Origin of the sequence: Micromonospora sp. D93 (assembly GCF_018070365.1) — a bacterium.
GTDB lineage: Bacteria > Actinomycetota > Actinomycetes > Mycobacteriales > Micromonosporaceae > Micromonospora > Micromonospora ureilytica.
The window spans coordinates 1-23,162 of record NZ_JAGPXW010000038.1; the positions used below are offsets into that span (position 1 = coordinate 1).

The 23,162-nt window shown below is 70.2% G+C and carries 22 protein-coding genes and 1 tRNA gene; 8 read left to right on the forward strand and 15 right to left on the reverse strand.

Going from position 1 to position 23,162, the window contains the following annotated elements; translation table 11 throughout:
* Positions 1-76 precede the first annotated feature (76 nt).
* Positions 77-1,963: a metallophosphoesterase gene (locus KBX71_RS29825; protein ID WP_374102666.1), complete on the reverse strand. Its 1,887-nt coding sequence runs from the start codon at positions 1,961-1,963 to the stop codon at positions 77-79.
* Positions 1,964-1,975: 12 nt separating this feature from the next.
* Here KBX71_RS29825 and KBX71_RS29830 point away from each other — a divergent pair.
* Positions 1,976-2,049: transfer RNA gene (locus tag KBX71_RS29830), tRNA-Thr, on the forward strand.
* Between the two features lie 101 nt (positions 2,050-2,150).
* Here the strand turns inward: KBX71_RS29830 and KBX71_RS29835 are convergent.
* From KBX71_RS29835 to KBX71_RS29860, 6 genes are all read right to left on the reverse strand, one after another.
* Positions 2,151-2,729, reverse strand: coding sequence for a hypothetical protein (locus KBX71_RS29835; protein WP_210821100.1), 579 nt, complete (start codon positions 2,727-2,729; stop codon positions 2,151-2,153).
* A 96-nt stretch (positions 2,730-2,825) separates the two neighbouring features.
* Complete coding sequence (locus KBX71_RS29840; RefSeq protein WP_210821101.1) at positions 2,826-3,044, reverse strand: hypothetical protein; 219 nt, start codon at positions 3,042-3,044, stop codon at positions 2,826-2,828.
* A gap of 87 nt (positions 3,045-3,131) precedes the next feature.
* Positions 3,132-4,397, reverse strand: a complete 1,266-nt coding sequence (locus KBX71_RS29845) for a glycosyltransferase (RefSeq protein ID WP_210821102.1) — start codon at positions 4,395-4,397, stop codon at positions 3,132-3,134.
* Positions 4,398-4,405: 8 nt separating this feature from the next.
* Positions 4,406-5,020: a M48 family metallopeptidase gene (locus KBX71_RS29850; RefSeq protein ID WP_210821103.1), complete on the reverse strand. Its 615-nt coding sequence runs from the start codon at positions 5,018-5,020 to the stop codon at positions 4,406-4,408.
* A complete protein-coding gene (locus tag KBX71_RS34450) occupies positions 5,017-6,966 on the reverse strand; it encodes a spore surface glycoprotein BclB (protein ID WP_210821104.1) in 1,950 nt (649 codons plus the stop codon). Before KBX71_RS34450 ends, KBX71_RS29850 begins: the two co-directional genes overlap by 4 nt.
* A 282-nt stretch (positions 6,967-7,248) precedes the next feature.
* Positions 7,249-7,893, reverse strand: a complete 645-nt coding sequence (locus tag KBX71_RS29860) for a class I SAM-dependent methyltransferase (protein ID WP_124816358.1) — start codon at positions 7,891-7,893, stop codon at positions 7,249-7,251.
* A gap of 109 nt (positions 7,894-8,002) precedes the next feature.
* On the opposite strand from KBX71_RS29860, the gene KBX71_RS29865 reads away from it, so the two are divergent.
* Positions 8,003-8,557, forward strand: a complete 555-nt coding sequence (locus tag KBX71_RS29865; protein WP_307847386.1) for a DUF4240 domain-containing protein — start codon at positions 8,003-8,005, stop codon at positions 8,555-8,557.
* Positions 8,558-8,592: 35 nt separating this feature from the next.
* On the opposite strand, the gene KBX71_RS29870 is transcribed toward KBX71_RS29865, so the two are convergent.
* Complete coding sequence (locus KBX71_RS29870) at positions 8,593-9,210, reverse strand: pyridoxamine 5'-phosphate oxidase family protein (protein ID WP_210821106.1); 618 nt, start codon at positions 9,208-9,210, stop codon at positions 8,593-8,595.
* A gap of 166 nt (positions 9,211-9,376) precedes the next feature.
* On the opposite strand from KBX71_RS29870, the gene KBX71_RS29875 reads away from it, so the two are divergent.
* The 3 genes from KBX71_RS29875 to KBX71_RS29885 are packed head-to-tail and all read left to right on the forward strand — an operon-like array spanning position 9,377 to position 11,546.
* Positions 9,377-9,880: a DUF2231 domain-containing protein gene (locus tag KBX71_RS29875; RefSeq protein WP_091395370.1), complete on the forward strand. Its 504-nt coding sequence runs from the start codon at positions 9,377-9,379 to the stop codon at positions 9,878-9,880.
* Positions 9,880-10,431, forward strand: coding sequence for an Hsp20/alpha crystallin family protein (locus tag KBX71_RS29880; protein ID WP_210821107.1), 552 nt, complete (start codon positions 9,880-9,882; stop codon positions 10,429-10,431). Before KBX71_RS29875 ends, KBX71_RS29880 begins: the two co-directional genes overlap by 1 nt.
* Positions 10,432-10,439: 8 nt before the next feature.
* Positions 10,440-11,546 (forward strand): glycosyltransferase family 9 protein, encoded by a 1,107-nt coding sequence (locus KBX71_RS29885; RefSeq protein ID WP_210821108.1) that lies wholly within the window; start codon positions 10,440-10,442, stop codon positions 11,544-11,546.
* Between the two features lies 1 nt (position 11,547).
* Here the strand turns inward: KBX71_RS29885 and KBX71_RS29890 are convergent, their stop codons facing one another.
* The gene (locus tag KBX71_RS29890; protein WP_210821109.1) at positions 11,548-12,426 is read right to left on the reverse strand and encodes a glycosyltransferase family 2 protein; all 879 of its coding nucleotides are present in this window, start codon (positions 12,424-12,426) and stop codon (positions 11,548-11,550) included.
* Positions 12,423-14,249, reverse strand: coding sequence for a D-glycero-beta-D-manno-heptose 1-phosphate adenylyltransferase (rfaE2, locus tag KBX71_RS29895; protein ID WP_210821110.1), 1,827 nt, complete (start codon positions 14,247-14,249; stop codon positions 12,423-12,425). Before rfaE2 ends, KBX71_RS29890 begins: the two co-directional genes overlap by 4 nt.
* 252 nt (positions 14,250-14,501) lie before the next feature.
* Between rfaE2 and KBX71_RS29900 the strand changes: the two genes are divergently transcribed.
* Positions 14,502-16,178, forward strand: a complete 1,677-nt coding sequence (locus KBX71_RS29900; RefSeq protein ID WP_210821111.1) for an MDR family MFS transporter — start codon at positions 14,502-14,504, stop codon at positions 16,176-16,178.
* Between the two features lie 63 nt (positions 16,179-16,241).
* On the opposite strand, the gene KBX71_RS29905 is transcribed toward KBX71_RS29900, so the two are convergent.
* Complete coding sequence (locus KBX71_RS29905; RefSeq protein WP_210821112.1) at positions 16,242-16,874, reverse strand: TetR/AcrR family transcriptional regulator; 633 nt, start codon at positions 16,872-16,874, stop codon at positions 16,242-16,244.
* Positions 16,875-16,999: 125 nt separating this feature from the next.
* On the opposite strand from KBX71_RS29905, the gene KBX71_RS29910 reads away from it, so the two are divergent.
* Positions 17,000-18,034, forward strand: coding sequence for an aldo/keto reductase (locus tag KBX71_RS29910; protein ID WP_210821113.1), 1,035 nt, complete (start codon positions 17,000-17,002; stop codon positions 18,032-18,034).
* A gap of 15 nt (positions 18,035-18,049) precedes the next feature.
* Here KBX71_RS29910 and KBX71_RS29915 read toward each other — a convergent pair whose 3' ends face one another.
* Entirely contained in the window at positions 18,050-18,541 is a 492-nt protein-coding gene (locus KBX71_RS29915) for an NUDIX domain-containing protein (protein WP_210821114.1), read from the reverse strand.
* Between the two features lie 71 nt (positions 18,542-18,612).
* Between KBX71_RS29915 and KBX71_RS29920 the strand changes: the two genes are divergently transcribed.
* Positions 18,613-20,247 carry a fatty acid--CoA ligase gene (locus KBX71_RS29920; RefSeq protein WP_210821147.1) on the forward strand — a complete coding sequence of 545 codons (1,635 nt, stop codon included), beginning with the start codon at positions 18,613-18,615 and terminating at the stop codon, positions 20,245-20,247.
* A 179-nt stretch (positions 20,248-20,426) separates the two neighbouring features.
* On the opposite strand, the gene KBX71_RS29925 is transcribed toward KBX71_RS29920, so the two are convergent.
* From KBX71_RS29925 to KBX71_RS29935, 3 genes are read right to left on the reverse strand one after another with little or no spacing between them, the layout of a single operon-like run.
* Entirely contained in the window at positions 20,427-21,437 is a 1,011-nt protein-coding gene (locus tag KBX71_RS29925; protein ID WP_210821115.1) for an NADPH:quinone reductase, read from the reverse strand.
* Positions 21,438-21,465: 28 nt separating this feature from the next.
* Positions 21,466-22,119, reverse strand: a complete 654-nt coding sequence (locus KBX71_RS29930) for an HAD family phosphatase (RefSeq protein WP_210821116.1) — start codon at positions 22,117-22,119, stop codon at positions 21,466-21,468.
* A gap of 32 nt (positions 22,120-22,151) precedes the next feature.
* Positions 22,152-22,979 carry a hypothetical protein gene (locus KBX71_RS29935; RefSeq protein ID WP_210821148.1) on the reverse strand — a complete coding sequence of 276 codons (828 nt, stop codon included), beginning with the start codon at positions 22,977-22,979 and terminating at the stop codon, positions 22,152-22,154.
* Positions 22,980-23,162: the final 183 nt, after the last annotated feature.

The window sequence follows — 23,162 nt, forward strand, 5'->3', positions numbered from 1 at the left end:
GTTATTGCCACCCTCAGCGGCGTGTCGGGGCAATAACTTCATGATCAACGGAGCGGCGGGGTGGGGTGGGGTGGGTTTAGCGCAGGACTGTGGGGGGTTCGGTTAGGTGGGGGGTTAGGGGGGATTTGGGGATTAGCCAGCTTTCAGTGGGGGACTGGTCGGGATTTACCTGCCAGTCGCGGGAGACGCGGTCCACCCCCAACGGGTAGATGGTCAACGTGCCGTCCGGGTCGATGCGCAGCCGCAGGAACGACTTGGAGTCCTCAATGCCCTGGCCGGCGAAGAGTTCGTTGACGTTCACCCCGAACGAGCCCGCCACCAGCAGATACGCCGCCACCAGCTGGCTTGCGACCAGACCGATCACCGGGCCGTAGAGCACCGCCGCGGCGGCTGCCGGCAGCGGCCACGGCCAGTCGTAGAACGGCAGCGCCAACCACGCCCAGGTGCCGGCCGCCCCCAGGGCCACCTGCGCCACGCCGTGGCCGACGCCGAGGATCCAGTGCCGCGCGTGACGCTTGCCGCTCGCGCTCGGCGGCTTGGCGAACAGGGCCGCCGCCAGCACGGTCACGAGCACCATCACCACCAGCGGGACGCTGAACAGCCGCTGGTCGGTGCTGTCGGCCCAGTTCGCCGTCGCACCCGCCATGGCCAGCATCAGCAGGGTGTGCAGGGTGCCGAGCAACGTGGTGAAGCCGGGATTGCGGAACGGCAACCGCCGGAAGATGCCCCAGCCGTAGCGACGGGACCGCGCGGCGTCCGGGTAACGGGCCACCAGGTCGTACGGCTGGGTGGAGCTGGCCTTGCGGGCCAGCGTGTCCCGCGGTGGCACCTCGATGCGCTCCGGCAGCTTGTGCGTGGGGTAGAGGTAGGCGCCGCCCCCACCGCACGTGATCAGCTGCCGGTCCGGCCCCGAATAGCGGGCGTAGTGGTGCAGGTCGCCGGAGAGCAGCAGCCGCACCCGCGCCCCGGTCGGGTCGATGATCGTGCGGATGAAGTAGTCGATCGAGTCGTACGCCGTGGGGTTGTCGGCGGCCTTGACCCAGGTCGGCGCCGGCGCGGCGATGATCACCTTGGACTCCGGGCCGAGCCGCCGGGCCACCTCGTCGAAGTAGGCCAGCTGCGGGTCGTCGAGGTACGAGCCGGACTGGTCGTCCACGCCGAGCAACCACCAGCCGGCCGGCAACTCCACAGCGAAGTACGACCGGGACTGCCCGGTGCCCCAGCCTGCGAAGTTCCGGTCCCGGGAGCGGACGAACAACCGCAGGAACGCGGTGAGGCCGTCGTACCAGTCATGGTTGCCCGGCACCGCGAAGAGCGTGGGCTTCGCGGCCGGGGCCACCGGCAGGGCGGCCTGGTAGGGGCCCTTGCACCGGTCCTCGTACGCGGCGTAGGCCGCCGACGGGTACACCTGGTCGCCGCCCATCACCAGGGTCTGTGCCCGGGGTAGGCGGTGCCCGTCGACGGTCAGCTCGGGCTGCGCCAACAGGTACGCCACCGAGTACGTGGCGTTGAAGCCGTCACCCAGGTCTGCCACGTAGTCGAGCCACAACCCGCCGTCCGGCCCGACCTGGCGGAAGACGCCGTCACCGAACGCGTTCTGCAACTCGCGCTTGTCGAGGTACGCCCCGAAGAGCACCGCGAGCAGCGTCCGAATGCCGGTGCTGATCAGCAGGAACGGCGCCAGCCACGGCACCGGTTTGCGCGGCGTGAAGCCCAGCTCCAGCGGGTCGGTGCTGCGCGGCCGGTGGGCGGCGCGTTCACCGGCCGGCGCACGGTCAGGGCGTTCGGTGGGTTCGTCCTGACGTTCGGGGTGGTCGCGTTCGTCGCTCACCCGCCGCAGCGTAGTCCCGGCCGCGATCATCCGCTGTCCGGTAAGCGTCCAGATAGCGGCCGATGTCCGGTTGGTGCTGGCGGGCGCGATGGGGGTATCCCGTTCCGGCGGCGCCGCCGGGGTGCCGTACACTTGCTGATCGTTGCCGCCTTAGCTCAGTCGGCTAGAGCGACGCACTCGTAATGCGTAGGTCGACGGTTCGATTCCGTCAGGCGGCTCGGTACAGAAGCCCAGGTCATTGGCCTGGGCTTCGCCGTTTCCCAAGGTCCACGACAGCGCCGCCGGACGTCCCTCAAGCCCATGGCCCCGTTGTCACATCTCACCAGTCCAGACCTGCTTTCAAGCACAGGATCCCAGCCTGGCTGTGCCAGCCGCTTCGGTACAGGTCTACCGGGTAGCCGAACTCTCTGACTTTCCTGTCGGCTGTCTCTACTGAGACGCGCATCGGCAACGGCTCGTCCCGGACTTCGGGCGGGCACTGAAGCCGCAGCTTGACGTCGAGCCAGCGGGTGCTCCCGGGGCGCAGCGACTGGGACTGGCCGGTGTCCTGAATCAGGACGCCAGATGTCTGCGCTTGCACCGCACGGATCGTGACCGGCAGAGGGCCAAAGTTGGACACTTCCACCGACCCGTCCAATTCGGCGACGTCCTTGGTAACGACGCCGTCGGTACGGGCCGCCCCCGGTATGACGACGAGTGCGACCGAGGCGGCCCGTTCCCGCTGCTCACGACGGTCTCGCAACTCGTTGACACTGATGCCGCCCAGCAGCAAGCCGACCAGGAAGGCGGCCATGATGCGCAGTTGGGCCTTCTTGACCGCACGACGGGTGGAGGTGGCACCCGATTCGGCCGGCACATGGTTGTGCTCGTCGAGATCGATCACGCCATGCTCAGTCACCGCGACAGCTTAGGGCCTCGATCCCCTAACGCGTGGTCCGTGCCATCCACGTGCCAGTAGCCGATGCCCAGGACGGTCACCGCCGACGGGCATCTCTTACCGCAGCATGTCCGCGTCGCCCGTTTCCTGATCGACAGCCACCCGCAGCGGCCATCCGAAACTCACGATGTGACAGGGCCTCGCGCCGGTCACGGTCATCACCTGCTCGACGGTCACCCCCTGCACGCTCGGTGGTTCGCGCAGATCCTGACGCTCCGCGAGGCGACGGGCCAGGAACCGCATCGCGATCTGGATCGCCTCATCGGTGTCAACCACGAGACGACAGTACGTAGTGGAGGCCCAGCCCGGCCACTCAACCCAGGGGTCGGCGGGCGCCGCCTGGCAGTGCCCGCCGCGCGATGGTCATATGTTCAGCAGGCCACCGTTGCGCACGGCGTCGTCCTTGATTGCTATCAGGTTCGCCGAGACGTACGGGATGTTGTGTGCCTTGTGCCATTCACTCGGGAAGTACGTGACCAGCCGCGACGCCTGGAACCGGCATGTGATTTCAGGTACGAACCGAGAATATTTGGCGTCCGTGAAGTACCAGAAGGAGTTCTCGTTGTAGAACGCCACGTGTGTTGGATCCTGGTAGGCGCCTCGGCCGTCGGTGCTGGGAGTCAGCGACAACAACATTCCGTTCGGTGCGAGCAGTCGGTACAGTTCGTTGAACAGCGCGATCTTGTCCGGGATGTGTTCCAGGAAATCCACCGCCCGAATGACTCCGACGCTGTTGTCCGGTAGGTCGACACCTTTCGTTATGTCGCAAACGATGTCGACGCCCTGCCCGTCGTGGTAATCCAGGCCGAGGTACCCCTCCGGCTTGTTGTGAGCGGCGCCCAGGTCGAGCGCCATAAGTCCCTGCCGTCGCGACCAGGCCAGCACATTATGTTGAATGTCCCGGTCGTAGATCTCCACCGTGCGCTGCTGAATGCGAGCGTTGACATCTGGAATGCGCTGCGTGTTCTTGGCGTGCATGCGTTGGAGGTACAGGCATTTCTGGATGTGATGGAACTCGCTCACCTGGTACATCCGAGCCATGAGATCGGCATCGTCCGCGACGTCGAGCGACTCGTCGTACCCGCCGACCTTCTCGTAGATGTCCCGGCGGAACGCCCGTACGTGGTTCGGTGCGTACCAGATGTAGCTCACGTTGTGCGGCGTCGGCGGCAACGCCCGGCAGACCAGCACTTCGCGGCCGTCTACCTTGTCGTCGTAGTGCCGCCAGCCGAACGAACTCGCGAAACGGTCTTCACAGCGGGTGCCGTCCTCCTGGATCTGCGCGGTGTCGCTGTAGACGAATCCCACCTCCGGGTTGGAGTCGAAGGCGTCGACTATCTCTTGCAGACAGTCGCTGCTGAGCAGATCGTCGTCGTCAAGTTCAACCAGGATTTCCCCGGCAGCCTCGGCGCAGGCGTACCCCTTCACGGCGCCGACGCCGTTCAGGTCGTCCTGGACAATGAGCCGGATCCGATCGTCGTGCCTCTCGGGCCGCCAACGCGACCCCTGATTGAGGATGACCACCCATTCCCAGTCAGTGAAGGTCTGCGCGACGAGGGATTCGAAGCATTCGTCGATGAAACGGGTGCGGTTGCTCCCCGTGAAGACCGTTACGCGAGGTGCGCGCATGGAGCCGATCACCTACCCGCCGGAGTCGAGGACTTAGAGGTAGGGGTCGGTCGGTACTTCGCTGGAACCGCTGAGGTGAGCCCCTTGTCCAGACGGATCGCGGCCTTGAAGGCGTCCCGCGCCGCCGCGTCCTCGCCGGACTGGGACAGCAACGTGCCCAGTCGGAGGTAGGCGGTTGACGACTTGTCATCGATCGACACGACCTTGCGGTAGATGTCTATCGACGTGGTCGGTGCCTTACCTTCCAGAGCGATGGCCTTGTTGTAGAGGGCAGGCTTGTAGTTGGCGTCCGCCGCCAATGCCTTGTCGTAGGCGCTGACCGCCTCGTCGGCTTGGTTGCGCGACTGGGCGATGTAGCCCAGGTTGAACCAGGCGAACTTGTTGTCGGCCTCGACGTCCAGCAGCTTCTCGAAGGTGGCCTTCGCCGCGTCGAAATTGCCGGCTTGGCCCTGCTCGACACCGAGCTTGAGCAGGTCCGCCGGCGTAGTCTCCGTGTCGCCGTTCGTCTTGTTGCCGGCGTTGTTCGTCTGTGGCTTCTCGGCAGGCTTGTCGCTGCATGCCGTGACTCCGGTCAGCAGGACCGCACCGCAGGCGAGTGACCCGAATATCTGGCGCATGCTCATTTCTCCTCCTCGACGACAACGGGGCGCTTCGACCTGCTGTCCGGCCGGCTGGCCCCGCTACTGTTGGACGTCGCCCGGCCCGACGTGTTGGACGGAGCTGTCAATGCCACCGGCGTGCCGAGTGAAATGCAGGACACCCAGATATCGGCACCTCCGCCGGTGAAGGTGAACTGGTAGCCACTGGTCGAGAGCGGCTGGATGAGCACCGGATTGACGCCTGCCCCCGAGAGCTGATATCCGGTTCCGACAGCAATGTCTCCGGGCTCGCAGCCGAAATTGACAGGGGTGTCTGCGATAACCGTCAGTGGGCCTTGAATGTAGGCGGCCTCGATTCCGTTGCCCGCCACGCCCTGGGGCCCTTGGGCGCCCGTGGCACCCTGCAGGCCCTGGGAGCCCTGTGCCCCCGTGTCGCCCTGGGCTCCCTGTGCGCCTTGGAAGCCCTGAGCGCCTTGTGCGCCTGTGTCGCCCGGCGCCCCCTGTGCACCTTGGAACCCTTGTGCGCCTTGTGCGCCCGTGTCGCCTTGCGGGCCTTGGGCGCCGGTCGCGCCTTGGAAGCCTTGAGTGCCCTGGACGCCTGCGTCGCCTTGCGGGCCTTGGGCGCCGGTCGCGCCTTGGGCGCCCGTGTCGCCTTGCGGGCCTTGGGCGCCGGTCGCGCCTTGGAAGCCTTGAGCGCCTTGCGCGCCTGCGTCGCCTTGCGGGCCTTGGGCGCCGGTCGCGCCTTGGGCCCCCGTGTCGCCTTGCGGGCCTTGGGCGCCGGTCGCGCCTTGGGCGCCCGTGTCGCCTTGCGGGCCTTGGGCGCCGGTCGCGCCTTGGAAGCCTTGAGTGCCCTGGACGCCTGCGTCGCCCTGAGCGCCTTGCGCGCCGGTCGCGCCTTGTGCGCCCGTGTCGCCTTGCGGGCCTTGCGCGCCGGTCGCGCCTTGGAAGCCTTGAGCGCCCTGGACGCCTGCGTCGCCCTGAGCGCCTTGCGCGCCTGCGTCGCCCTGAGTGCCTTGGGCGCCGGTCGCGCCTTGTGCGCCGGTCGCGCCTTGTGCGCCCGTGTCGCCTTGCGAGCCGGTCGCGCCTTGGAAGCCTTGAGCGCCTTGTGCGCCTGCGTCGCCTTGCGGGCCTTGGGCGCCGGTCGCGCCTTGTGCGCCCGTGTCGCCTTGCGAGCCGGTCGCGCCTTGGAAGCCTTGAGCGCCTTGTGCGCCTGCGTCGCCTTGCGGGCCTTGGGCGCCGGTCGCGCCTTGTGCGCCCGTGTCGCCTTGCGAGCCGGTCGCGCCTTGGAAGCCTTGAGCGCCTTGTGCGCCTGCGTCGCCTTGCGGGCCTTGTGCGCCGGTCGCGCCTTGTGCGCCCGTGTCGCCTTGCGAGCCGGTCGCGCCTTGGAAGCCTTGAGCGCCTTGTGCGCCTGCGTCGCCTTGCGGGCCTTGGGCGCCGGTCGCGCCTTGTGCGCCCGTGTCGCCTTGCGAGCCTTGCGAGCCGGTCGCGCCTTGGAAGCCTTGAGCGCCCTGGACGCCTGCGTCGCCCTGAGCGCCTTGCGCGCCTGCGTCGCCTTGCGGGCCTTGGGCGCCGGTAGCGCCTTGTGCGCCCGCGTCGCCTTGCGCGCCCTGGGGGCCTTGGGGGCCACGCTTGCCGTGCGGGTAGCCCCCCTTGTCCTTGTCGTGGCCGCCCCATGGGCTCTGCCAGCCCTGTGGGCCGTAGTCCGTTTGCCCGTCGGGGTACTGGTCCCACGAGTCGTCAGGCCCGTCGCTGTCTTGGCGGACAGCTAGGAGGCTTGAGGGCCACCCGCCGTACTGGCCGAGCGGACCGGGCGTACCGACGTGCACGTCCTGTGCGGACGGCTTCGCTTCCACGGGTTGGGCTGCGGCTGCGGGCCCACCCGTCATTCCGACTACCAGTAGGGCGGAACTCAGCCCGGAAGCGGCCCGGCCGTGGTTAAGTCGCCGCCGCAGCCGTCGGTTGTTGCTCATGACCCCTCCAGAGCCACCCCGGATACACCCAGAGCTACCTATTAGTCACCTGCCGTTATCGGCTGGGCGAGTCGTAGCGTATTCGACTGGTTGGTCGGTCGAGAGGGGTTTTGGCGTCATATAGGTAGATTTAGGAGAAAGTGGAATTTACTTACGATAAGACGCATAAGCCCTGGCCACCGTGTCGAAGGCCCCGCCACCCGGGCCACCCATCGCGAAAGGGCTCGTCACGTTTCACAGTCGGTCGCCGCCCCGGCGATGTCTCGGCAAGTGCGGCGCCGCTCAGGGCTCCCGTCGTCCGACGATGATCCCGCCGAGCCGGCTCTCCGCCGAGGTGACGGTGGTCTGCGAGTCGACTGTGAACCCGTACCGGCGCAGCCAGGCCGCCACCTGGGCTGGCTGCCGACGATGGACGTGCACGTTCATCGGGTGGCCGCCGTAGCCCTCCGTCTTCACTGTCGTCTCGTCGCCCACGTGGAAGCCGAGCAGCAGGGGCCCACCGGGACGCACCACCCGCCGGAAGTGCGCGAACACCGCGCCGATCTGGTCGTCGGGGATGTGGATGAGGGAGTACCAGGCGATCAGGCCGGCGACCGAGCCATCGGCCAGATCGAGGTCGGTCATCGAACCGACCTCGAACCTCAGTTCCGGGTGATCACGGCGGGCCACGTCGATCATCCCGGGCGAGAGATCGATCCCGAAGGCGTCGACGCCGAGTGTGTGCAGGTGGGCGGTGATTCGCCCCGGTCCGCAGCCGACATCCGCGACCGGCCCACCGCCGGCACCCTGCACCAGCTCCGCGAACGACGCCAGAGCGGCTCGTTCGTGCGGTGCTCCCGCCAAGAGGTCATGTACCAGGCGCGCGTAGCTGACCGCGACCGTGTCGTAGGAGGTACGGGTTTCTGCCAACCAGCCGTCATCGTCCACGACGGCAACGCTAGACCAGCGACACGGCGACCGTCCGATGTGGAGGCCCGATGATCTGGTGGTCTGCGGAGGTGGCGAAAGTGTCGGCGGTGGTCGATATGGTCCGCTGGTGACCGTGACCACCGATGCCCCCGGGAAGCTGCCCACCCCCGCCGACGAGGCCCGGCTGTGGGCACTCGTCGAGGCGGCCTGGGCCGAGTTGGGCGCCGAACCCTTGGCGCTGCGGCAGGCCCTCGTCGAGCGTGACCCCGCCGATGACCACGGCGATGACGATGGCGGCCCGTCCTCCGCGATCGACGCCTGGCTTGATCCCTTCCTGGACCGCCTCGGGCAGCTGACCGTCGAGTTGACGGGGCAGGAGCTGACCGATCTCGACCGGGTGGTGGAGCGCAAGCTGCACGACCTCGATCGGGAGGACATCCACGAGGTGACCGACGGGTCGGACGACGGCTTCCTCTACTGCCGAGGTTTCATCGTGGCCCTGGGACGGGCGTACTACGAGGCGGTCCTCGCCGACCCCGCGATGGCTCTGCTGGACGCCGACTGCGAAGCCATGTGCTACTTCTTCGCGCACCTGCACAACGACCGGTTCGGGTCGTGGCCGGATACCGGTTCCGGGATCTCCCGGGAGTCGTTCGGCAACCCGGCCGGCTGGTCGGCCTGAGCGGCATCACGCGGCTCGCGCGGCGAGGGCCAGGATCAGACGTAGATCTTCTTGGCGTACTCCGGGCCGTAGTGCCGTTCCAGGTCTTCGAGGCTCTCCATCGGTGCCTCGACCTCCTTGATCAGGCGTGCCCGGGTCGGCAGTGTCTCGGGCTGCCAGGTCTCCGGCCGCCACAGCGCGGACCGCAGGAACGCCTTCGCGCAGTGGTAGAAGATCTGCTCGATCTCCACCACCACGGCGAGCACCGGCCGGTGCCCCTTGACCACCATGTCGTCGAACCAGGGCGCGTCGCTGACCAGGCGGGCCCGTCCGTTGATCCGTAGCGTGTCGGTCCGCCCGGGGATCAGGAAGAGCATCCCGACGTGCGGGTTGTCGAGGATGTTGCGGTAGCCGTCGGCCCGCTTGTTGCCGGGCCGCTCGGGCAGGGCGATGGTCGTGTCGTCCAGCACCAGGGCGAACCCGGCCGGGTCGCCCTTGGGGGAGACGTCGCAGCTGCCGTCCGCGCCGGCCGTGGCGAGCAGACAGAACGGCGAGGCGCCGAGCCACTCGCGGTCGCGCTCGTGCAGGCGGGTGCGTTCCTTGTTGGCGGCACGAGCGTGCGGTACGCCGAGCAACTCGCGCAACTCCTCGTGCGAGGTGATCTCCACCGTCACGTTGTCCTCCCTCAGCCGTTGACCCGGTGGCGGGCACCACCGTCGTCAGCCTAGGCCGCCGTGACCAGCGCGAGGTTTGTGCATGGTTGCCGGGGGTACGGCCTCACGCGACGCGCCGCCGCAAACGAGACCGTTTCGCAGGACGCCGACCAGTGGAGGCCGGGAGATGGAGAGCCGACTCAAGGTGCTGGGTCACCCAGTCCATCCGATGCTGGTGATGTTCCCGGTCGCGCTGCTGGCCACGGCGGTGCTGTTCGACGTGGTGGACACCGTGGGTGGTCCGGACTTTCTCGGTGAGGTCGCGTACTGGAACATCACGGTCGGCCTGATCGGCGGCCTACTCGCCGCGGCGGCCGGCTCGTTCGACCTGTTGGCGATCCCGACCGGCACCCGCGCCAAGCGGGTGGGTCTGCTGCACGCGGGCGCCAACGTCGCGGTGATCCTGCTCTTCGCCGCCGTGTGGGCGGTGCGGCTCAACGCGGATTCCCGGGCCGCGGGCGGGGCACTGGTCGCCATCGAGGTGGTCGCGCTGGCGATTCTCGGCATCAGCGCCTGGCTCGGTGGCGAGCTGGTCGACCGGCTCGGTGTGGGCGTCGACAGCGACGCCGGCCTGGACGCGCCCAGCTCGCTACGGCCGCCGGCGGCCACCCAGCGGATCGGAGAGGTGTGATGAGCGAACAGCAGTTTGGTGGCTTCGGCCGGGGGTGGCGGGGCGGCCGGCAGCAGGGCTGGGACCCGATGGGGGAGTTGCAGTCGCTGCGCTCCGAGTTGAGCCGCCTGGTCGGTGGTCGGGCCGGGGCGTCCGACGTCGAGCTGACCGAGACCTCGGACGGCTGGGAGGTGGTCGTCCGGCTGCCCGGGGTGGCACCGGAGGAGGTGGCCGTCGAGTTGGACGACCTCGAGTTGTGCGTGCGGGCCCGCTCGGAGGCGGAGGTCAACGCCGACCAGGGCATCCCCGGCGGCTTCGAGACGCGCGGCTTCGAGTACCGGGTCAATCTGCCGTCGCGGGTCGAGCCGGACGCCATCGACGCGGTGATGGACCACGGTCTGCTCCGGGTCCGTCTACCTCGGGCGACGCGGCCCGCGCCGCGCACCATCACTGTGGGCCGCACCGGGCCGCGCTCCGGCGATCTTTCCACGGGTACGCCGATGCCTGCCGATCCCGCCGCGGACCGGGAGCTGCACCGCCCGGACACCGCCGGCGAGATCGACCGGCCGTAGCGGGCCGCATGGTCAGCCCTTCCGTGCTCGGCCCGACCGCCGAGCGCCTTCCCGACGTGCGGCGGATCGCCGTGCTGCGCGCCAACGCGCTCGGCGATTTCATCTTCGCCCTGCCGGCGCTGGACGCGTTGCGCGGCGCGTACCCCTCGGCGGAGATCGTGTTGCTCGGTGCGCCGTGGCACGCGAAGCTCTGGCGCGACCGGCCGGGCCCGGTGGACCGGGTGCTGGTGGTGCCGCCGACGCCCGGCATCCGTACCCCGGATGCGGGCGAGCCGGAGTCGTCGATGGACGACTTCCTGGCCGTTGCCACCGGTGCGGAATTCGACGTGGCGGTGCAGATCCACGGTGGGGGCGCCAACTCCAACCCGCTGATCAGTCGGCTTGGCGCCCGGTTGACAGTCGGCCTGCGCGCCGACGACGCGCCGCCGCTGGACCGGTGGCTCCGCTACGTCTACTACCAGCACGAGGTGATCCGCTACCTGGAGGTGGTGGCGCTGGCGGGAGCACCGGCCACCACCATCACGCCGACGCTGGCGGTGACGGACGCCGACCGGGCCGAGGCCGCCCGGGTGCTCTGCCCCGCGGGCCGCCCCCGGGTGGCGTTGCATCCGGGCGCCACCGACACCCGCCGCCGGTGGCCCGCCGAGCGCTTCGCCGAGGTGGCCCGCGCGCTGCACGGGGACGGCTACGAGGTGCTGGTCACCGGCACGCCCTCCGAGCAGGAGGTGGTGGACCGGGTCGTCGCGGCGGCCGGGGTGCCGGTGCGACCGCAGGTGGGCACGCTCAGCCTCGGCGGGCTGCTGGGTTGCTACGCCGACTGCGCGTTGGTCGTCTCGAACGACACCGGCCCGCTGCACGTGGCGGCGGCGGTGGGTACGCCCACGGTGGGCATCTTCTGGGTCGGCAACCTGATCAACGGGGCCAGCCCGCTGCGGGGCCGGCACCGGCCGATCAGCTCCTGGACTGTGCACTGCCCGGTCTGCGGGGTCGACTGCACACCGGGCATCTATCCGCACCGGCCCGGCGACGGTGAGTGCCCGCACCGGGACTCGTTCGTCACCGACGTTCCGGTGATCGAGGTGCTGGAAGCCGCCCGGGAGTTGCTCACCCAGTAGTTCAGGCCGGCCGCGGGGTGTCCTCGTCGGCGAGGACGACCTCCCACGCCTCCACGTCCCGGTCGGTGACGGTGGTGGGTGACTCCAGGTGGTACGCGCCGCTGGGCAGGATGCCCGCGCCGCCGTAGCGGGACAACACGGCGAGCTGCGCGGCCACGTCCTCGCCCTGGTGCTTCTCCTGCACCCGACGCCAGAAGTCGAAGCCACCGGCGTCGACGAGTTTGGCGCGGTCGTAGAGCACGCACCCGCCGATCCAGGAAACCTTGTACGCCCGCCACGCACCCGGTGGCAGCGCCAACTGCTCGGTGATGTGCAGCAGGTTGGCGGCCGAGTGGATCCGGGCCCGGTTCCACTCCGGGGTGTCGGGGCGGATCCGCTCAGGTGTGGGCGTGCCCGCCCACTCCTCGTAGTGGCCGTGCGATTCCGGCCGCACATCATCGGTGTACGAGAGCCCGTGCACGCCGTTGCCGACGAACCCGCAGCCCAGCTCACCGATCGCGGTGACCAGTCGGTGCAGCGCACCCGGTTCCAGCCAGATGTCGTCGTCGAGGCTGAGGACGTACCGGGCGGCCGAGGCGGCGAGCAGGTACGCGCGGTGTTCGGCCAACCCTCGCCGGGGCAGCCGGCGGGTGAGCAGCACCGGGTGACCCCGGTGGCGCAGCGCCCGGACCATTGTGGCCGCGGCGGGATGCGCGTACGCCGGATCCCCGTCGGACTGATCGCTGACGACCACGCCGAAGCCGGGTACGCCGTCCTGGGCGGCGAGCCCACCCAGGGTGACGGCCAGCTCGGCGGGCCGGTTCCGGGTCGGAATCAGCACGTCGACCAGCCGGTCGGCGCGGAACTCCTCCGGGGCGCCGGGGTCGAGGGGGCGGTTCACGACGCCTGGGTGCGGGAGCTGAGCGACGGGTCGTTGATGTGTGGCGACGGGTCCTGGCTGTGTGACCGGATCCGCTCGATGATCGCGGAGGTGGACCGGTCCGGCACGTACCCCAGGGTGCGCACCTGACCGCCCAGCCGGCGCACCAGCGGCGCCTCCGGCACCAGCTCCGGCGGATAGTCGCCGCCCTTGACGTACACGTCGGGTCGGACCGCCTCGATCAGCGCGGCGGGTGAGTCCTCCTCGAAGACCACCACGTGGTCCACACAGGCGAGCGCGGCCAGCAGGGCGCCGCGGTCCTCGACCGGGTTGACCGGCCGGTCCGGGCCCTTCAGCCGTCGTACGCTGTCGTCGGAGTTGACCGCCACGATGAGCAGGTCGCCCAACGCGCGGGCCTGCTCCAGGTAGCGCACGTGCCCGCGGTGCAGCACGTCGAAGCAGCCGTTGGTGAAGACCACCGACCGTCCCGCCTCGCGGTACTCGGCGACGATCGCGTCCAACTCGTCGCCGCCGACGAGCGCGGGGTGGCTCGTCGTGCCGGTCGGCTGGTCGAGCGCGGCGAGCAGGTCGTCCCGCCGGCACACGCAGGTGCCGGTGTCCGAGACGGTGATGGTGGCCGCCAGTTGGGCCAGTTGGGCTGCGGTGGGCAGGGGCGCGTCGGCGGCCAGGGCCAACGTCATCGCCGCCAGGTACGCGTCGCCGGCACCCACGGCGTGGCTCGCCGGCACCGGGGTGCTGTGGCTGCGTCGTGGCTCCCCGTCGGCGCCGCCGACCACCGCGCCCTCGGTGTCCAGGGTCACCGCGACCACGTCTGCGCCGGTGTGCGCACGCAGTTCGGCCAGCCGCGACTCGGCCAGGACGGCCCGGTCGACGCCCTCTCCGGCCCGGGTGTTCACCGTGACGCCGGTGCCGGTGACACTGAGCCCGTCACCGGTGAGAGCCACCCGTCCCTCGCCCGGGGTGGGCTCACCGACCGGCCCGGGACTGCGGTCCTGTGCCGGGTCCGGGACGGTGACGTCGTCGGCGCGTACCGCGCCCGGGGCCGCGCCCGCGGTCATCTCCGACGGCCCGTCGGTCGGGTCGCCGTCCGGGTGTTCCAGGTGCAACTCGGTTCCGCCAGTCGGTCGGGTCGTACCGCCCGCCCGGGCCAACAGTCGGGTCGCCTCGGCGAAGCTGGGGGTGACCACTGTCGGCGCGAGGCCCCGCCAGTCGGCCAGGTCATGGGCGTCCAGCGCGACGGTGGCGTACCGCTGGCGGTTCTCGACCAGCCACGCGCGGACCGGCGCGGGCAGCGCGCCCAGGCCGTAGTCGCAGACCACCAGGGTCGGTGCCTCCCCACCGGCTGCGGCGCGCAACTCCTCGGTCGCGCAGCTCAGGGCGGTGAGCAGCCGGGACACCCCGTCGTGGTCCAGGGCGTCCTCCGGATCTCCGGAGTCCTCACGCAGCAGGATCTGGTTGCCGGCCAACATTCGCCGCTTCACCGGGGTGGGCCGCCCGGGCTGGTTGACAGTGCGGTCCCAGACGCCCGCGCGGTCCAGGCAGTCGTGCAGTTCGTCCCCGGCGACGTCGGCGCCGACCGGTGCCACCAGCACTGCCCGGCCGCCGAGGGCGGCGACGTTCACCGCGGTGTTCGCGGCCCCACCGGCGGCGGAGATGCGCCGACGCAGGGTGAGGACCGGTGCGGGCGCCTCCCGGCAGAGCCGGTCGGAGTCGGCGAACCGCCATTCGTCCAACATGGCGTCACCGACGATCAGGACTGGGCGTCCGAGCCAGCTCTCCACGACGGTGGCGAGCCGGCGCTGTTCCGCTGCTGCTCCTGCCATGCCTCCCCGGGTCCCCAGCGGCCTGGCGGGCAAACCTGCGCGGTGTCTGACCTGCGGCTACGTCACCGGCATGCCCTTCGTGCTGGGCTGGGCCGTTTCGGACAAACCCCCGGTTGATCATGAAGTTATTGCCACGACACGCCGCGCGCGGCGGCAATAACTTCATGATCAACGCGCTCTAGGGGGGGCGGTGGGAGGTTGTTTTTTTGGGGGTTCGGCGCATGTTCTGCTGCTCGGCGGATAGAAGGGCACATGACCACCGAAGCCTCAGACGCGCCGGTGCTGAACCGTCAGCAGATCCGACTGCTCATGTTCGGCCTGATGACCGGCATGCTGCTGGCCGCACTCGACCAGACCATCGTCGGCACGGCGCTGCCGACCATCGTGGGCGAGCTGGGCGGAATCAACCACTACTCGTGGGTGGTCACCGCGTACCTGCTCGCCTCGACCGCGTCGACGCCGCTCTACGGCAAGATGGCCGACCTGTACGGCCGCCGACCCGTCTTCCTCTTCTCGATCGGCACGTTCCTGGTCGGGTCGCTGCTGGCCGGGCTGTCGCAGAACATGACCCAGTTGATCGTCACCCGAGGTATCCAGGGTCTCGGCGCCGGTGGTCTGCTGACGCTCGCGTTCACCATCATCTCGGACGTGGTGTCACCCCGGGAGCGTGGTCGCTACCAGGGCCTGTTCGGCGCGGTCTTCGGGATCTCGTCGGTCGCCGGGCCGCTGGTGGGCGGTTACTTCGCGGAGACCGACTGGCGGTGGATCTTCTACATCAACGTGCCGCTGGCGATCCTGGCGATCGTCGTCTGCTACCACGTGATGCGGCTGATCCCGTTCGAACGTCGGGACCACTCGATCGACTGGCTCGGCGCCGGTCTGCTGGTGGCCGGGGTGAGTTCGCTGCTGCTCGCGTTGAGCTGGGGTGGCAACGAGTACGCCTGGGGCTCCGGCGTGATCATCACGCTCTTCGTGGTCGGCGCGGTGCTGGGGGTGCTCTTCGTCCTCCAGGAGGCCCGGGTGGCCGAGCCGATCCTGCCGCTGCGCCTGTTCCGCAGCGCCACCTTCGCGCTGGCCAACTCGGCCCTGCTCATCATCGGTCTGGTGATGTTCGGTTCGATCATCTTCATTCCGCTGTACCTGCAGATCGTGAAGGGCGCCTCACCCACCCGCAGTGGTCTGCTGATGCTGCCGATGATGGCCGGCATCATCATCACCTCGATCCTGACCGGCCGCGCCATGACCCGGATCGGCCGCTACAAGTGGTTCCCGGTGGCCGGTTCGGCGACCCTCCTGGTCGGCATGTTCCTCTTCACCCAGTTGGAGGTGGCCACCTCACTCTGGGTCGCGTTCGGGTTCATGGTGGTGATCGGCGTCGGGCTGGGTCTGTGCATGCAGTCGCTGATCCTGGCGGTGCAGAACGCGGTCTCCGTACGCGACCTGGGTGCTGGCACCTCCTCGGCGACCTTCTTCCGGTCGCTGGGCGGTTCGTTCGGGGTGGCGATCCTCGGCACGGTGCTCTCGTCCCGGCTGACCGGCGGGCTCGCCGACCGGTTGCCCGGCGCGATCGCGCAGCTTCCGCCGCAGGAGCAGGCCGCGGTGGCGGCGAGTGGCGGCGCCAACATCTCGATCAACGATCCGGCGACAATCCTGGCCCTGCCGGGGCCGGTGCGCGCGGCCATCCAGGGCGCCTTCGTCGACGCGCTGGACATGGTCTTCCTGACCGCCGGTCTGATCGCGATCGTGGCGGTGGTGGTCACCCTGGCGCTGCCCAACACGCAGCTGCGGGGTGCCGGCCCGAAGGGTGCCACCGGTGGTGCCGACCCGCTCGGCGGCGAGGCCCCGGCGCCGGGCGGTAAGCCGTTGACCCGGGAATCCAAGGAGGAGGCGGCCGCCGACATGGAGGCCAAGTCCCAGACGATGATCTGAGCGTCTCGACCCGACCGCCCCGGACGGCTCCGGGGCGCTCGGTGTCGGTCGGGCCGTCGGTGGTCAGGCGGGGCGGCGGTAGACGCCGTACCACCAGGTCGCGGCCAACTCCCGGGCGGCCGCCGCGTCGGTGTCGGGGTCGGCCGAGGTCGTGCTGACATGGTCGGCCAGGAAACGGTCGCCGCCGACCACGATCAGTCGGCTGGCCGCCGTCACGTCCAGGTCGGCGGGGGTACGCCCGGCCTGTTGCTCGATCCGGAGCGCGTCCACGGTCCGGGCCACGAACTTCTCCAGCCCGGCCGCCCAGTACTCCCGGACCGCCTCGTCGTACGCGGCGACCTCGCTGACCGCGGCCAGCACCGGGGCGTACGTCCGGTATATCCGGATCACGTCGGCGAAGACCTCGGTCAGCCGTGCGAGTGGATCGCCGGGTCCGCCCGGGTCCCAGCCGCCGGTGCGGTCGAACGAGCTCTCCCGCATGGTGCCGGCGAGGCGCATGAGCAGTTCGGTCTTGTCCCGGAAGTGGGTGTAGAAGGTCGACCGTGCCACGCCGGCCTCGGCGGCGATCCGCTGCACGCCGAGGTCCGTGAAGCGGATCCCCTCCTTCAGGAGCCGTTCGGTGGCAGCCAGCACCCGCGTTTCGACTGCCGCACGTCCGTCGGGGTTGCGCGGGCGGCGGCGGGTGATCGAGGGCATAGCCGGAATCCTAGGTGGCCGGGGGTCGGGTGGGCGACGTACGCTCGTTGCCGGACACAGTGTCCGACATAGTGACCACGGAGCGCCTGACCTCGGCCTCCGACCCACCACGAGGAGCAACACACGTGAAGTACCGACTGCTGGGCAACACCGGGGTGTACGTCTCGGAGATCTCGCTCGGCGCGATGACCTTCGGCGGCAGCGGGCACCCGCTCTGGGGCACCCTCGGTGCGCTGGCGCTGCCCGAGGTGCAGCGGCTGGTGGACACCGCGCTGGACGCGGGCGTCAACTTCGTCGACACCGCCGACGGCTACAGCGACGGCGAGAGCGAGGAACTTCTCGGCAAGGCGCTCGGCAAGCGGCGTCGCGATGTCGTGCTGGCGACGAAGGTGCACTCCCGGACCGGCCCCGGCCCGAACGACGTCGGCACCTCCCGGCTGCACATCATGCAGAACCTGGAGGACAGCCTGCGCCGGCTGGGCACCGATCACATCGACCTGTACCAGATCCACAACTTCGACCACATCACTCCCATGGAGGAGATGCTGCGCGCGCTCGACGACGCGGTCCGGCAGGGCAAGGTCCGCTACATCGGCGCCGCCAACTTCGCCGCCTGGCAGATCTCCAAGGCGCTGGGCATCTCCGCCCGGGAGAAGCTGGCCGGGTTCGTCTCGGTGCAGGAGTACTACTCCCTGCTGGGTCGGGACGTGGAACGCGACGTGGTGCCGATGGCGCTCAACGAGGGTGTCGGGCTGACCGTCTGGAGCCCGCTCGCCGGTGGTTTCCTCTCCGGCAAGGTCAGCCGGGACGGCGCCGTCGCCGACAGCGGCGCGCGCAGCGCCCAGCCCGGCTACGCCAGCTTCACGCCGTTCGACCCGGAGCACGCCTTCGGGGTGGTCGACGTGCTCAAGGGCGTGGCCGAGCGGCACGAGGTCAGCCCGGCCCGGGCGGCGGTCGCCTGGCTGCTGTCCCGGCCGGCCGTGACCAGCGTGATCGTCGGTGCCCGCAAGCACGAGCAGTTGGTCGACAACATCGCCGCCTCGGACCTCACGCTGACCGCGGAGGATCTCACCGAGCTGGACGAGGCCACCAAGCTGCCCGTCGCGTACCCGAACTGGATCCAGGAAGGGTTCTTCGCCGGGCTCCGCTACCCGCAGTAACGCGGCCCGGCCGACCTACTTGAGGATGAGCCGGTTCGTCTGGTCGAAGACGTCCAGGTCGGCCAGGGTCTCGATGACCGAGGTGGAGAGTGGGGCGGGGAACCGGTCGCGGGCGAAGAAGCCGGCGTCGGTGGTCTCGTCGGTGACCCGGGCCAACTGCCCGTCCCACTCCTCCACCTTGAACGCCGTCGTGAACACCTGGTACGTGTGGCCGTACATGTTGGTGCTCGTCCGGTCCGGGCCGGTGTAGAGGGCGAACGCGCAGACCCGCAACGCGCGCAGCCCGGTCTCCTCACGGACCTCGCGTACCGCGCAGTCGGCGATCGACTCGCCCAGCTCCATCGCGCCGGCCGGCATGGCCCACTGGCCGTTGTCCGAGCGTTTGATCAGCAGAACGCGTCCGGCGTCGTCGCTCACCACGGCTCGGGCGCCGACGAACATCAGCGTCCGGTCCCCGGCGAGCGCGCGTAACTGCCCCACGTACGAGTCGGCCCAGGAGATGCTCACCTGCGCCAACTTACGGGGGTTCCCAACGTGTGACCGGCGACACTAGCTTGTTACCCATGCGTAGCACGATGATGGACGCCCCCCTGCAGATCTCCCGGATCCTCGACCACGGTGCACTGGTGCACGGCACCGCCGAGGTGGTCACCTGGACGGGCGCCGAAGCCCGCCGGATGACGTACGCCGAGGTGGGCCGTGCCGCCGCCCGGCTGGCACACGCGCTGCGCGACGAGTGTGGGGTGACCGGCGACGAGCGGGTCGCCACCTTCATGTGGAACAACAACGAGCACCTGGTCGCCTACTTCGCGGTGCCGAGCATGGGTGCGGTGCTGCACACGCTGAACATCCGGCTCTTCCCCGACCAGGTCGTCTACATCGCCAATCACGCCGAGGACCGGGTGGTGCTCGTCGACAGCACGCTGCTCCCGCTGCTGGTCCGCGTGATCGGTGAGCTGACCACTGTGCGGCACGTCGTGGTGGTCGGCGGGGGCGACCCGGCGCCGCTGGTGGCGGCCGCCGGCGACCGGATCACTGTGCACCACTGGGACGCGTTGCTCGCCGACCGGCCCGACACGTACGACTGGCCCGAGGTCGACGAGCGGGACGCCGCGGCGCTCTGCTACACCTCGGGCACCACGGGCAACCCGAAGGGTGTGGCCTACTCGCACCGGTCGATCTATCTGCACTCGTTGCAGGTCTGCATGCCTGAGGGTTTCGGTCTCGGGCCGACCGACCGCGAGTTGGCCATCGTGCCGATGTTCCACGCCATGTCGTGGGGCCTGCCGTACGCGGCCTTCCTCTCCGGCGCGTCGCTGATCATGCCGGACCGGTTCCTCCAGGCCGCGCCGATCGCCGAGATGATCGCCGCCGAGCGGCCCACCCTGGCCGGCGCGGTGCCGACCATCTGGACCGATCTGCTGGCCTACCTGGACACCCACGACGTGGACACCTCCTCGCTCGGTGAGGTGATCGTCGGAGGCTCCGCGTGCCCGCCGGCGCTGATGCACGCGTTCGACGAGCGACACGGAATCGATGTCATCCATGCCTGGGGGATGACCGAGATGTCCCCGCTGGGGTCGGTCTCGCGGCCGCCCGCCGGTGCGACAGGCGAGCAGGCGTGGCGCTACCGCTACACCCAGGGGCGGGTGCCGGCGGGCGTGCAGGCACGGATCGTCGGCCCGTCGGGCGACCCGATGCCCGCCGATGGCAAGGCCGTGGGCGAGCTGGAGGTCCGGGGGCCGTGGGTGACCGCCAGGTACGTCGGTGACGAGGCCCCGGACGAGGAGAAGTTCCGCGACGGCTGGCTGCGCACCGGCGACGTGGGCACCCTCTCGCCGGACGGGTACATCACGCTGACCGACCGCGCCAAGGACGTGATCAAGTCCGGTGGTGAGTGGATTTCGTCGGTGGAGCTGGAGAACGCGCTGATGGCCCACCCGGCGGTGCTGGAGGCGTGCGTGGTGGGCGTCCCGGACGAGCGGTGGGACGAACGTCCGCTGGCCACCGTGGTGCTCCGGGAGGGCGCTTCGGTGACCGCCGAGGAGTTGCGGGACTTCCTGGCCGGGTCGGTGGCGCGCTGGCAGCTGCCCGAGCGCTGGGCGTTCATCGACACGGTGCCGAAGACGAGCGTGGGCAAGTTCGACAAGAAGGTCGTTCGTTCGCGGTACGCCGAGGGCGAGCTGACTGTCCGGGAGCTGACCGCCCCGTAACGTTCTCCTGAGCCCCGTCGCCTATTGGGCGGAAGGACAACCCTCCCCAGGGGCGGCCCCGGCGTTCGCACCGCGCCGGGGCCGCCCGCTCCACGCGGGGTGACCCGCACACAGTCATTGTTGCGAAAGTTATTCGCTTCTGTCCTGCTGATGGGGAAAACAGGTGCTCAGCGACCAAATCAGGCGTCGTTGGGGGTGATGAGCACCTTGCCCACCGTCGAGTCCTCCACCGCCTGGTGCGCCGCAGCCGCTTCGGCCAAGGGGTAGTAGTGCAGCGGCAGGCCCGCGTCCGCGCCCACCCGGATGCCGCCCTGACTGGCCGCCGCCGCCACGTCCTTCACGCCCTGCGCCTTGGCTGCCTTCGGCTCCGTGTAGACCAGCACGAACTGCCAGCGGGCGTTCGGCGCCATCATCGCCCGAATCGGGATGCTCACCTCGGCCCCGCCGTTGTCGGCGTACATGCAGACCGCGCCACCGTGCCGCAGCACCTGCACGTCGGTCGAGGCGTTGCGGGCGGGGGAGACCTCCACGATCGTGTGGACCCCGTCGGGGGCGATCTTGTGGACCTCCTCGACCACGTCCTGCTCCCGATAGTTGATCACATAGGAGGCGCCGGCCGACGCCGCGAGCTGCGCCTTCTCCGCGCTGCTCACAGTGGCGATCACCGTGGCGTCGGCCCAGCGGGCGAGCTGGATCGCGGCGTTGCCGACCGCGCCCGCGCCGCCCTGCACCAGCACCGTGTGATCCGCCAACGCGCCGGCCCGCAGCGTGTCCGGCATGAACTCGCCAGCGGTCAGACAACGGTGCGCGGTGAGGAACGGGATACCCAGGGCTGCGCCCAGCTCGAACGCGGCGTCGCCGAGGCGTACCGCCTGCCGGACCGGCACCAGCGTGTACTCCGCCGTCGTGCCCCACTGTCGCTGCCAGGCCGACTCCCAAACCCACACCCGCTCACCGATCAGGTCGGGGTCGACCCCCTCGCCGACCGCCTCGACCACCCCCGCGCCGTCCTGCCCGGGAATCTGCCACCCGTCCGGCGGGGAGTTGCGGCGGGACTTCCAGTCGGTCGGGTTGACCCCGGAGACCGCCATCCGCACCAGGACCTCGCCCGCACCCGGCTCCGGAACCGGCCGGTCGACCAGATCGAGCACCGAAGGGTCGCCGTTGCGCTCGTACACGATGGCCTTCATCCGTGGTCTCTACCCCGCTCGACCCCTGTCAACCCAGCTCGTCCACCAGCTCGGGGGTCAGCTCACCGATCGCCTTCAGCGTCACCACGGCCAGCCCGGCGGCGTCCGGATCGAGCGGGTACGAGCCGTGCGGCACCGCCACCACCCGCATCCCCGCCGCCGCGGCGGAGCGCACCCCGTTGGACGAGTCCTCCACCGCCACGCAGCGGGTCGGGTCGACGCCGAGGCGCTGCGCCACGCTCAGGTACACGTCCGGCGCGGGCTTGCCCCGCTCGGTCTGCTCGGTGGAGAGGGTCGCGCCGAACGCGTCGGTCAGACCGGTCGCCGCCAGCGCCGCCTCGATCAGCCGGGTCGGCGACGAACTCGCCAACCCGAGCGGCCACCGCGCGGCCAGCCGGCGTACGACCTGGTCGGCACCGTCGATGAGGGGTACGTGGTCCCGGTAGCGTCGGGTCATCTCCTCGACCACCTCGACGGCGACCTGCTCGGCGGTGCGGCCGACGCCCAGCTCTCCGCTGAGGTAGTGGGCCCACTCGCCGGTGCTCATCCCCATCAGTCGGCGTTGCGTGTCCGGCTGCCACGTCCCGCCGTGCGCCGCCACGTACGCCCGGCGGACCTCCTCCCACACCGGCTCGGAATCCACGATCACGCCGTCCAGGTCGAATACCACCGCATCCGTCACGGGCCCATCCTGCCCGACGGGTGGGCGTCCGGTCAGCCGGGCAGCGCGGGCAGGCCGAGCGGGCTGTCCTCGGGGAGCAGGGTGTGGCCGGCCCGGGCGATCGGCTCCAGCAGCTCCCGGAGCCGGTCCGTGTCCTGGGAGCCGAGCGCCTGCCACGGGTGTGCGGCGGCCCGGTCGGTGGCGTCCTCGACGGCCTGGAACGCGGTGCGGGCCTGGTCGGTGGCCGCGCCGTCCCCGGTCAACCAGCCCCGCCGGGTGAGCCGTTCGCGGGCGGCGTGCCACTGCTCCTCGGACCAGCCCCGACCCAGCAGGTACTGCGGCGACGAACCGTCGAGCGCGACCCGCCCGGTGAGCGTCTCCACCGGGTCCAGCCCGGCGGCCACCAGCGCCGCCACGTGCCCGTCCCCCCGGTGTTCGCGCAGCGTGGTGGCGGCCTGCCAGAGCCGCGCGAGAGGGTACTCCCCGACCGGGAGCGCCGCGTTGACCGCGGCGAGCACCCGGCCGGCGGTCTGCGCCGCCGAGGCGGCCCGCTCCAGCAGGTCGGCGGCCTCCACCAGATGCGACTCGGGTAGCTCGTAGGTCAGCTCGGCGAGCGCCTGCACGGCACCGGTCAGGCGGGCGCGCAACGCCTCCTGCGGGGTGGCCAACCGCCACACCGCAGGCAGCGCGCGGGCCACCATCGGCGGCGCGAAGTTGAAGAAGGCGGCGATCACCGGGGCCGCCTCGGTGGCTCCCAGCGGCGCGGCCCGGCCGGCGAAGTAACCACGCCAGTAGCCGCGCAGCCCGACCGCCTCGTACGCGGCGCGGGCCCGGGGGTGGAGGTAGGTGACCGCGTGCACCGGCTCGAAGTACGCCCACATCGACCGGGCGGTCCGCCCAGGCTCGTCCAGCGCCGTCACATGCACCTCCGCGTCCCGGTTCCGGATGCTGCTCACCCCGGGCGGCGAACCGCCCGGGGTGACGCCGAACCTACTGCCGCTGGGTGACGGGCCGGAAGCCCCATGTGAACAACTCCATCGCGACCCGGCGGCAACCGGGACGAC